Consider the following 12,606-nt stretch of genomic DNA (forward strand, 5'->3'; position numbering starts at 1 on the left):
ACGTCAGAAATCGATAGCGTGCCAGAGACACTGGTTTCTGGTGTGTCCGCGCCTAAATCAATGCCGCCCGAGGTCACGCCCGTGACCACAGAGGCATCATCGCTGCCTGTTACCGTCACTGTAATTTGGTGCTCAGAGCCATCCGATGCAGTCACTGTGATGGTGTCTGTCGCAGCATCGCCATCACCCAGAGACTGTGCATTGTCAGGGTTAACCGTGTAGGTCCATTCGCCGTCCGTCAGCGTTAGGCTGCCGTATTCGCCTTCGACTGTGCCGTTTTCAAGGGTTGGTTGTACCGCCGCATCGGGGTCGCTGATGTTGATAGAGCCAGAGACTGATGCATCGCCGCCTTCAGCAACAGACGCGCTCAAGTCGCCCGTGACAACTGCGGCATCATCAGTGCCCTCAACCGTCACTGTGATTTGATGGGTGGATCCATCAGATGCCGTTAAGGTGAAGGTGTCGTTTGCCGATTCCCCGTCTGGCAGGGTTTGTGCACTGTCAGGGTCAACCGTGTACGTCCACTCACCGTCAGTGAGTGTAAGGCTACCGTATTCACCTTCAATCGTGGTGTTACTGATGGTTGGGTTTTCACCGTTATCTACATCACTGATGCTGATAGAGCCCGACACTGTGGTGCCTTGGTCCGTGGTGTTGCCCGTCGTATCGCCCGTCACTACAGCGGCATCATCCGTGCCTGTAATGGTGATGACAATATCTTGAGTAGTACCATCGGAGGCTGTCACCGTGATGGTATCCGTCGCGGTATCGCCGTCAGCCAGCGATTGGATCGACGCGCTGTCAGCGGTGTACGTCCATGCGCCGTCAACCAAGGTCAACGAACCGTACTCACCCGCCAAGGTGCCATTCGGAATGGTTGGTGTATCGCCGGTGTCTGCATCGGTGATCGTGATGGTGCCAGAGGCTGTTTGTGCGCCGGCATCTTCGGTAATGCTTGCTGTGCTATCACCCGTGATAACCGCCGCATCATCTGCGCCCGTGACATCGACGGTAATTTGTTGCACCGTGCCGTCCGACGCCGTCAGGGTGAACACTTCTTGCTCGGTTTGGTCATCGTTTAATGATTCTGCTTTAGACGGATCGACCGTGTAGGTCCAGTTACCGTCAGTGAGTGTGAAGGTACCGTAATCACCGTCGATAGAGACATTGTCAAAGCTTGGTGTGTCGCCGTCATCCACGTCAGAAATCGATAGCGTACCAGAGACACTGGTTTCTGGTGTATCCGCACCCAAATCAATGCCGCCGGAGGTCACACCCGTGACCACAGAGGCATCATCGCTGCCTGTTACCGTCACTGTAATTTGGTGCTCAGAGCCATCCGATGCAGTCACTGTGATGGTGTCTGTCGCAGCATCACCATCACCCAGAGACTGTGCATTGTCAGGGTTAACCGTGTACGTCCATTCGCCGTCCGTCAGTGTCAGGCTACCGTATTCACCTTCCACCGTGCCGTTTTCAAGGGTCGGTTGTACCGCCGCATCGGGGTCGCTGATGTTGATAGAGCCAGAGACAGATGCATCGCCGCCTTCAGCAACAGACGCGCTCAAGTCGCCCGTGACAACTGCGGCATCATCGGTGCCTTCAACCGTCACCGTGATTTGATGGGTGGAGCCATCAGACGCCGTTAAGGTGAAGGTGTCGTTTGCCGATTCCCCGTCTGGCAGGGTTTGTGCGTTCTCGGCGTTAACCGTGTACGTCCACTCGCCGTCAGTCAGTGTGAGGCTGCCGTATTCCCCTTCGATGGTGGTGTTACCGATGGTTGGGTTTTCACCGTTATCCACGTCACTGATGCTGATAGAGCCCGACACTATGGTGCCTTGGTCTGTGGTGTTGCCGGTGGTATCACCTGTCACCACAGCAGCATCGTCAGTACCTTCGATGGTAATCACGATGTCATGCGTGTTTCCTTCGCTGTCAGTCAGAGTGAGGGTGTCTGTGGTGCTTTCTCCTTCAGCTAAGGACTGACCTGCACCAGGATTGAGGGTGTATGTCCATTCACCATCAGTGAGGGTTAAGCTACCGAATTCACCGTCCACCTTGGTGTTTTCAATGGTTGGCGTATCGCCCGTGTCAGGGTCGACAAGTTCAATGGTGCCTGACGCGCTTGGTGCAACGACACCTGAGCCCTCCGTCAGGGTTCCCGTGGTTTCACCTGTGAGGACAGCAGCATCATCCGTCCCCATTACATTGATGACGAGCGTGTGTTCACCGCCTTCAGAATCAGTGATAGTGATCGTGTCAGCAACAGTGACACCGCCATCGAGAGACTCAGCAAGCTCAGGGTCAAGGGTATATGTCCAATCGCCATCAACCATGTCGAAGGTGCCATATTGGCCGCTTTGTGTGGTGTCAGGTAGCGTTGGGTTGTCACTGGTGTCTGGGTCGTCAATAGATAGGCTTCCGTTGGCGACGAGAGACGCATCATCGTCTGCCACGTTGCCAACGAGATCGCCACTTAACTCGGCGGCACTTTCGCTACCCGTGATCGTGATTTCAATGTCGTGAACTGTGCCATCAGATGCTGTGATGCTGATGGTATCTGTGGTGGATTCACCTTCGTCTAGGTATTGCGCTAACTCAGGATCTAGCGTGTAACTCCATGCGCCATCCACCATTTCTAGCGAACCGTATTGGCCGTGGATTGTGCCGTTTGGCAGGGTTGGATTATCGTTCGAATCTGGATCGACGAGGTCTACTGTACCCGTAGCAGTGAGTAGGCCGCCTTCAGCGACGGTGCCGGTTGTGCTGCCTTGCAATACAGGCTCTTGATCCGTGCCGGTAATGGTAATGACGATGTCATGGGTTGAACCGTCAGACGCTTCAATCGTGATGGTGTCGGTCGTAATGTCGCCTTCGTTCAGTGACGCAACGCTGTCTGGATTGAGGGTGTAGGTCCACTCGCCATCAACAAGGTCTAGCGAACCAAACGTGCCGTCTACCGTGGCATCTGGCAGGGTAGGGTTATCATCTGAATCAGGGTCGACAATCTCAATCGTGCCGCTGGTCGTCAGATCGCCTCCATCATCTAAATCGCCCGTCGTGTGACCGCGAAGTTCTGGCGCATCGTCCGTGCCTGTGATGGTGATAACGATACTTTGCGTTGTACCATCGGTTGCTGTCAGCGTGATGGTATCGGTGTCGGTATCGCCCTCAGGAATTTCTGAGGCAGCGTTTTTATAGAGGGTGTACGTCCATGCCCCATCCACCAACTCCAATGCCCCGTACTCGCCTTCGATGCGGGTGTTTTCAAAGCTCGGCGCATCATCGGCATCAACGTCAGAAATGCCGATTTCGCCGCTGACAGTAAGGGTTTCGCCGGACGTTGTGTCTGTGAGGTCACCCGTTACTTCACCGCTTACAACAGGAAGGTCGTCAGTGCCAACAATGTTGATCACGATGTCTAAAGGTGTGCCATCAAGCGAATACACTGTGACGGTGTCTGCCAGCGGGTCTCCCGCATCTAGACCATTGAGCATGTCGGTGTGAGACGGATCTGTGGTGTATGTCCAATTCCCCGCTTTGTCGATAGTGACTTCACCGTATGTGCCCGTATAGGTGCCCACGTTGAAGAAGTATTCGCCGTAATCCGCGTCCGATACCGTGGCGCGACCAGACGTAGAAAGTTGACCATCCGCTTCGTTGATGGTGGCAGATTGCATGCCACCAAACGTCGCAACATCGTTTGTGCCATCAATGGTGATGGTGATGCTTTGCGTGGTGCCATCTTCGGCACGCACTGTGATGGTATCAGTAAGGTGATCACCTTCGCTTAGGCGATCAATCGCGCCTTTTTCATCTGTGGTGCTATATGTCCAAGAACCATCTTCGGCAATGGTCAATTCACCCCATCGACCTTCAATGGTTTGCGCCGTAAACGCACCATCAGTGCCATCAACATCGGTAGACGTTAATGAGCCAGTGGTAGACATGGTGCCATCTGATTCAATGACAGTACCGGTAATGTCACCGGCAATTTCAGCGGGATCGTTAGTGCCGATAATGGTGACAAGCAGTTCTGTCTCGGTTCCGTCCACAGAGCGCACTGTGATCGACTCGACTAAGATTTCCCCTTCTGCTAGTGCATCAAGTGCAGAGCTTTGGTTTGGATCAGACGTGTATGTCCAGTTACCGGCGCGATCAATGCTGACTGAACCAAAGTCACTGAGATAGGTGCCCGCCAACATGAAAGATTCACCGTAATCTGGGTCAACCGTGTTGATTGAGCCGGATACGCTAATTACATCGTTGGTCTCGTAAACATCTCGGGTTGAAATACCGGAGAAAACGGGCGCGTCATTCACACCTTCAAGGGTGATCACGATCTGTTGCTCTGTGCCGTCTTCTGCACGAACCGTCACGACTTCGGTCAGAGTATCGCCTTCACCTAGGCGTTCAATTGCGCCAGTCGGATCGGTGGAGGTATATGTCCATGCACCTTCAGCATTGATGGTGAATTCGCCGCGTGGTGTGGATACGGTTTCTGCAACGAAGACATTGTCATTGCCGTCGACATCCTGTGAAGAGAGTTCGCCAGACGTTGATAATGTACCGCCGTTATCCACGACGGTTGCGGTGACATCACCATCAATCACGGCATCATCATTTGAGCCATTGATGGTGATAGTAATTTGGGTTTCAGAACCATCAAGAGAGTAAACGGTGATGGTGTCAGTAATATGCTCGCCGTCTGTGAGCGAATTGATGGTCGACAAGCTACTGTCGTTCGTTGCATAGCTCCAGTTACCCGCTGCATCAATCGTGAGTACGCCGTATTGGCCATCAATATCGCCGGCTTGCATGAAAGATTGACCCGCATCAGCATCCACCACGTTGATCGATCCCGCGGCAGATAATCCGTCTTGACCTTCAGTGATTGTGCCTGTGCTGATGGCTGAGAATACAGCTTCGTCGTTCACCCCTTGGAAGGTGATTTCAATTTGTTGTTCTGTACCGTCTGCTGCACGAACCGTCACGACTTCTGTGAGGGTATCGCCCTCACCAAGGGATTTGATCACGCCTGTTGGGTCGGTAGATTCGTACGTCCAGTTGCCTGCTGCGTCAATAGTGAGTTCACCGCGCAGGGTAGATACGGTTTCAGCAACAAAGGCGTTGTTTTGTCCGTCTATATCCGTGGAAGAAAGCTGTCCTGTTGCGGTCAAGCCACCTTCTGTGCCGACAATGGTACTGGACACTTCACCTGCCACTTCTGCAGGGTCGTTGGTTCCAGTGATGTTCATGACGATTTGATGTTCATCGCCGTTGCTGTCGACCAAGGTGATGACGTCAACGGCTTGTTCACCTTCGGCAAGTGGCGCGGCGGCCTCTTTATCGACGGTGTACGTCCAGTTTCCATTCACCAAGACTAGGGTGCCGTAACTCCCCTGAACGGATGTGTTGGCGATGGTGGTGTTGTCGTTTGCATCTGGATCGGAGACGCTAATGCTGCCCGTCGCAACTGCATTTCCGTTTGTGTTGTCTTGAACGGTTGAAGTGGTGTCGCCCGTGATTTCAGCAACATCATCAGTGCCTGTCACGTTGATCGTGATCTGATGCTGTGAGCCGTCAGATGCGGTAAGTGTGATGGTGTCTGCTCGTTCTTCGCCTTCCCCAAGCGATTGAGTTTTCTCGCGGTCGACCGTGTAGGTCCAATTGCCATCCACAAGCTCAAAGGTGCCGTATTGCCCGTCGATACTGGTGTTGTCGATGGTGGCTGTTTCACCGCTGTCAGGATCGGTCACGGTGATCGACCCTGTCGCTGTTGCGGCACCTTCTGTTGAATCTTGAACCGCTGCGGTCGTGTCACCCGTTACCACGGCAGCATCGTCAGTGCCTGTTACCGCGATCTCGATAGTGTGTTGTGAGCCATCAGATGCTGTAAGCGTGATAGTGTCAGTGGCTTCTTCACCCTCTGCGAGAGGTTGGGTTTTCTCGCGATCGACGGTGTAAGTCCAATTGCCATCCACAAGGTCAAAGGTACCGTATTGCCCTTCGATACTGGTGTTGTCAATCGTGGCTGTTTCGCCGCTGTCAGGGTCGGTAACAGTAATAGAGCCAGTCGCTGTTGCTGCGCCTTCGGTGGAATCTTGAACGGCTGCGGTCGTGTCTCCCGTTACCACGGCAGCATCGTTTGTGCCTGTTACCGTGATCTCGATAGTGTGTTGTGAGCCATCCGATGCGGTAAGTGTGATGGTGTCGGTGGCTTCTTCACCCTCTGCGAGAGATTGGGTTTTCTCGCGATCGACGGTGTAAGTCCAATTCCCATCCACAAGCTCAAAGGTGCCGTACTGCCCTTCGATACTGGTGTTGTCAATCGAAGCGGTTTCGCCGCTGTCAGGGTCGGTAACAGTAATAGAGCCTGTCGCTGTTGCTGCACCGTCAGTAGAATCTTGAACACTTGCTGTTGTGTCACCCGTTACCACGGCTGCATCATCGGTGCCTGTGACGGTGATATCGATAGTGTGTTGTGAACCATCAGAAGCCGTGAGAGTGATGGAATCAATGGCCTCCTCGCCTTCGGCTAGACGCTCGGCTTTCTCAGGATCAAGCACATATGTCCAATTGCCATCGATGAGTTCGAAGGTGCCATATTCGCCTTCAACACGCGTGTTTTCGATAGTGGCCGTTTCTCCGTTATCGGGATCGGTCACTGTAATGGAGCCGGATGCCGACGTGACGGATTCGCCGTCAGTGACGTTCGCAGTGACATCACCAGACACTTCTGCAGCATCATCTTTGCCTGTGACGGTGATTGTCACTTGATGCGATGAGCCATCAGTGGCGGTGAGGGTGATAACATCGGTCGCTTCTTCGCCTTCGGCAAGCGGCTTCGCTTTATCGGGGTCTAAGGTATACACCCAATTGCCATCGACCAGCACCAATGTGCCGTATTCGCTTTCGACAGTGGTGTTCGGAATCGTTGTTTGATTGTTTGAGTCGGGGTCGGACACGTCAATTGAACCAGACACAGTGATCGGGCCATCACCATCGTTGTCTTCGAGCTCAGCTTGTGTATCGCCAGAAACGGTTGCTGGTTGGTCAACCGTCGAGTCAGGATTAGAAGAGTCGGCGCCAGATCCTGTTGAACCAGACGTGTTGGTTTCATCCGTGTCTTGATTCGCGAGCAAGGCATAACGGGAATTACTGATGGCATCGATCTGTAGGGGGGATAAACCGGCTTCCGCTAACATAGTGCTGATGAAGCGTGGGATGCCTCCCTCTTCACTGCTATCAAATTGATTGCTTTCGATAACAACCTGCGCGCCCCAGCTTGAATCGGAGACCTCTTCGCCAGCAGCTGTTTCAGCATCTTCGACTTGCCCCGGATCTTGCCCTTCTTCAATAGCGGCAATGATATCCATCACATCAGAAGGTAGATTTAGGCTTTCGACGCCGTCTTCGCCGACCAGTAAGGCGTCGTCGAGAACATCAATTTGTTCTTGGTCTTCTGTAACAAGCCAAGCATTTTTTCCCTTTGGCACAGAAATTACATCGCCAGTGTTCAGCTGCATGTTTGGTTGAGCAGGGCTTACTTCCCCATTCTTATCAACCACAAACGCCTGACCCGCTACCTGGCTAAGCACTAAAGTGACGGCCATATCCTTCTCCCGAACGCTTCCGTTTTAATTATGGAATGTGTGTCTCACAATCAACTCGCTGTATAAACTTAGTACAGAACAATCGAAGCTGAGAAAACGATCAAGCTATCTCCAAGATAATGATTAATATGTGTTTCATATATGAGACTAGTGGCATTTAATGAGGACGTTTTTGGCTGATTTGCCCAGTAAATAAGATATTGAATAACAGTAAAGGAGGCAGGCTTTTAATGTTGCATAGCAAACAGCACGTCACAGTGAAACTAAGTAATTGATGATCAGTGGGCAAGTGGAATTGGCAGGTAGGCAAAAAAGCCACTAGTTTTATTAGATAAATATATGCATCTAAAGTGCGACAGAGAGAAGGGCATGTGCGCCACAAGTGCGTTGATTACGCGGAATGACTGGAGCTATTTGTCATTGATTGTCCGTTTTACTTACAACGTTTCTCTTACTCTGCCTTTACGGGACGTTAAGCGACTGCGCTTAGCGAACAACATCGAAAGGAATGTCTAATGAAAGGTTTGGTGAAAAATGAGCCCGTCATCGTACTTGCTGATGAAGATCTTTCTCACATCGATTTCTATCAACAAGTGCTCAGCGAAAATGGCTTTTGGCTCCGTTCTGTTGCCACACCTGAGAAACTTAACACCATTCTCGAACAGCATCCCGTTAACATTCTTGTGTTGAACATGGACTTTCATTTCGCCGATGGAGAGTCACTGCAACAAGAGATCCGCAAAATCCGCCAAATTCCAACGTGCACAGACACTCGCATTCTTCTCACGACCAACCGATTCTCTGCCGAACAAAAACAACTGGCGTATCGCACCGGAGCCAGTGATTACATGGTGTATCCCATCGCGCCAGACGAATTGTTTCTGAAAATGGGGATGCATTTAATTGCCGGGGCACGCAAAGGCATTCCGAGTGCACTGAGCCGCAGTTTTAATGTGTTAGCGGAAACCAATATGTCCTTGTACCCCTTATTGGCGACGGCGGCGAGTTGCGCACAAATGTTGAAGAAAACATCGCTCAGTAACAAACAAGCGGTGTATGTAGAGAGCCTACATCGTGCCATGAAGCGCGCCACGGTATTGAGCGACAACCTTCAAGATTTTGAAGAGCTTTCAACCCAGTTTCTGACGTTGGAGAACACGCCTTTTGACCTCGACCAATTGCTTGAAAGCTTACGTGACTATTTATTGGGCGAAGCCGAAAGCCGAGAAGTTGAGTTGTTGTTCAATGTCCCACTCGATGTGCCGCGCTCCTTGGTCGGTGACCCCGACAGAATGCGTCGTATTCTTCTCAATCTGATTTCTGAAGCGATTTTGATTGGTGAAGGGTGCCCGATTGTATTGAGCATTAACGCCGACAATCTTTCTGAACATTCAGTGACGTTGCGCGTGTCGATTCAAGAGAATATCGCTGAGCACGACGAGCCATCGGATCACCTCGAAGAGCTTGCGGAACGTGCCATGATGGCGATGTCTGAAGTGGACGAATCTATTCACCTACTCATCGCTAGCTACCTGATCGATTCGATGGGTGGACGCGTCTTGATGGACGACGAAGAGAGCACTACGGGGATCCATTTTAGCCTCGACATGCAAGTCTCTTCTGTTGCGTCAGACAAGAGCTTTGCAGTGCCTGTCGATTTGCGAGAGCTCCGCATCTTAGTGGTGGATGACAACCCTTCGTCGATTGCTGTGCATTCCGCGATCATTACATCATTGGGTTTTGACTGCGAAGCGGTGAGCAGCGTGGATGAAGCCTTTAGCGCGATAGAAGAAGGCCACCTTGATTTAGAAGGCGAACCGTTTGATCTCGTGCTGCTTGATTGGCACATGCCGGGCAAAAAAGGTTACCACTTGCTCGACAAACTTCAGGCAGACATGCCGAAAGACAAAATTCCCTTGGTGATCGTGATCAGCGCCTTTGACAAAGCACACATTGAAAAAGAAAAAGGCAAAGGGAAAATCAATGGTTACCTGCACAAACCGATTTCCGCCTCTGTCATGTTCGACACCATTATGGATGTCATGGGACAAAATTTACCGAAAACGCACCGCCGCGTGTTAGATGCGCAGAACCGATTATCGGGCGTGTCTGTTAATGGGGCAGGTAGACGCATTTTGGTGGTAGATGACATGCCTATCAATCAACAAATCGCGCAGGAAATCCTGATCAGTAATGACTTCCAAGTCGATATCGCGCAGACAGGCAAAGAAGCGGTGATGAAAGTGTGTCCAGCGCCTGAACTGTATGACGCGATCTTAATGGACTTGGAAATGCCGGAAATGAACGGCTTAGAAGCCACGCGCATTATTCGGGAAACCGCAGACCCCGAACACTTACCGATTCTGGCCGTGACCGCGCATACCATGGAACGTGACCGACAGCGTTGTAGCGATGCAGGCATGAATGACCATGTGGCGAAACCGATTGAAGCAGAATCTTTGCTACAGAAATTGGCGGTTCACCTTGGGCTTGCTGTTACGACCACAGATTTGCTGGTTTCTGAGGCGGAAGAAGAGGAAGACGAGTATGACTATGTCGATACCGAAGAAGGCATTAAGCGCGTAATGGGCAACGACACTCTCTACTTCAAACTGCTCAGTGATTTTGTGCATCAGGCACGCGTGCAAGAAAACATGCTTTATCAACACATCGAATCAGGGCAGTTAAAGCAAGCGGCTGAACATGCCCATACCATTGCTGGTAGCGCAGGGAATTTGTCGGTGATTGCGCTTAGAAAATCGGCGAAGCAGTTACAAAATGTCCTGATGGCGTTAGGTGATCATGATGCCGCGTTGAGCCAGTTCAAGCGTGACGTTGATAATGCCATCAAAGAAATCGGCCAGATTTTGCTCAAACGCGGTGGCACAGCCATTGATCCTAAACGCCAAGGCGAAGTGACACAAAACAATACAGGGACGATGGATAACAGCGAAGCGAATGCATTTATGAACAGGATGATGCATTTCAAAAATCAGGTGATGGCACAAGATTTAATGGCCATCGATACCTATTACCAGTTGTTGGTGGATTACTGCGACGTTGCCCCCAAGCTCAAACCCATTGGTGACAAGCTGATTAACCTGGAATATACCGAAGCCATGGTAGCTTTAAACGCCTATCTGGATGAAGAAATGAACGGAAAACCGCAGGTTGAAATGGTGGGAGGTGCGAATGATAAACGTTAGTCAGGATGCATTCGATAAAGACACCATACTGCTGATCGACCCTTCTCCGAACAGCATTCGCATACTCAATGCCATCTTGGGAGAAGAGTACCGCGTCATCTTTTCAACCACGGGCAAAACCGCCAGTGTGTTAGCGAAATCTGAAAAACCCCGCTTGATCCTGATGGACGTGGATCTGCCTGATATTGACGGTTTTGAGCTTTGTCAGAAATTTAAAAATGACATCAGCACACGCGACATCCCCCTCATCTTGATCACTGAATCTCAAGAAGATGAAGGGCGAGAAATGGGCATGAAAATCGGTTGTGCTGATTACATCAGCAAGCCTGTTTCGCCAGCAGAAGTGAAACTGCGTATATATAACCAGCTCCGGCTGCGTCGTAATGAAGAGTTAATATTGCAGCGCGCACTTTATGATTCCCTGACAGGGTTGGCAAACCGCAACCTGACACTTGATCGTTTGCGCTATGCCATCACACATGACTTACGCCGTGGGCAACTTACCGGCGTGATGCTCGTCGACATCGACGGTTTTAAGCTGATTAATGACACCTTAAGCCATGATGTGGGTGATCAAGTGTTGGTGGAGCTTTCAAAGCGCATCACCAAAGTTGTGCGAGAAATTGATACCGTGGGGCGAGTGAGCAGCGATGAGTTCCTGATTGTGCTCCCTGGTTTGCACAAAACCGAAAATGCCTGCCAAATTGCCAGCAAACTTAGGAAGACCATCAATAAACCCATTTCAATTAACGGTGATGGTGAAGTGCATGTTACCGCCAGTATCGGTATTTCGATTTCGCCGTTGGATTCCGATGACTTTAAGCGATTATTTGCCAATGCTGATGTTGCGAAACAGCAAGCCAAAAGTGGTGGAAAAGACTGCTATCGCCTATTTACCTCAGAAATGAACGACAGTGTTCATGAGCGCGTGCGCATGGAATACCACCTTGTGTGGGCGCTATCGAAAAATGAATTCTCGTTGGTTTATCAACCTCTGATAGACATGCAAACCAACAAAGTGGTGGCGGCGGAAGCCTTACTTCGTTGGAACAATGAAGAGCTAGGTTCTGTACCGCCCGACAAGTTCATTGCCATCGCAGAGCAATCTAATCTGATTTATGAAATCGGTAACTTTGTACTCAGAACGACCATTAGAGACTTTGCCAAGTTGAAAAACTCATCGGGTGAATTACTGCATTTGGCGGTTAACATTTCACCGCAGCAAATCCGCCAACCCAATTTTATCGGCGACCTAGAAAAGCATTTAGATCACGATGGTTTTGACCCTTGCCGGTTAGAGTTGGAAGTGACAGAGGGCTTGCTGCTGACCAAGCAGTGCCAGGTCAAAGAAATGATTTCACAGTTGCACGACATGGGTGTGATGCTGTCGATGGATGACTTTGGAACCGGGTACTCTTCGTTAAGTTATTTGCTGCAATTCCCATTCGATGCGCTGAAAATCGACCGTTCGTTTGTCGACGGTATTACGGATGTTGAGCTGAATGAAACGCTTGCGACTGCCGTGATTGCAATGGCGAAAGGGCTACGAATCAAAACGGTGGCAGAAGGCGTTGAAACTGCCGAACAATTTGAAATGCTGAAATCGAAAGGCTGCGATTTGGCGCAGGGCTATTATTTAAGTCGACCACTCCCCCTTGAAGGCTTTAAAGCATTCCTTGAGGAAAACAAAGAAATTGTGGTCCCAGATACCAGTGAAGTCACCAATGGGAAATCTGAGGATTATTCGATTTAGCGACGACGTACCTGTACTCCCTTTCGCTTGT

At 50.8% G+C, this 12,606-nt stretch carries 3 protein-coding genes; 2 read left to right on the forward strand and 1 reads right to left on the reverse strand.

What is annotated here, in order from left to right:
- Positions 1-7,616: VCBS domain-containing protein (locus BCT27_RS05385; protein ID WP_198597519.1), on the reverse strand; the 7,616-nt coding region annotated here is incomplete at its 3' end.
- A 515-nt stretch (positions 7,617-8,131) separates the two neighbouring features.
- Between BCT27_RS05385 and BCT27_RS05390 the strand changes: the two genes are divergently transcribed.
- Positions 8,132-10,822, forward strand: coding sequence for a response regulator (locus tag BCT27_RS05390; RefSeq protein WP_102395264.1), 2,691 nt, complete (start codon positions 8,132-8,134; stop codon positions 10,820-10,822).
- The gene (locus BCT27_RS05395; protein ID WP_102395265.1) at positions 10,809-12,575 is read left to right on the forward strand and encodes a two-component system response regulator; all 1,767 of its coding nucleotides are present in this window, start codon (positions 10,809-10,811) and stop codon (positions 12,573-12,575) included. Before BCT27_RS05390 ends, BCT27_RS05395 begins: the two co-directional genes overlap by 14 nt.
- Positions 12,576-12,606: the final 31 nt, after the last annotated feature.

Source organism: Enterovibrio norvegicus (assembly GCF_002876705.1).
GTDB lineage: Bacteria > Pseudomonadota > Gammaproteobacteria > Enterobacterales > Vibrionaceae > Enterovibrio > Enterovibrio norvegicus_B.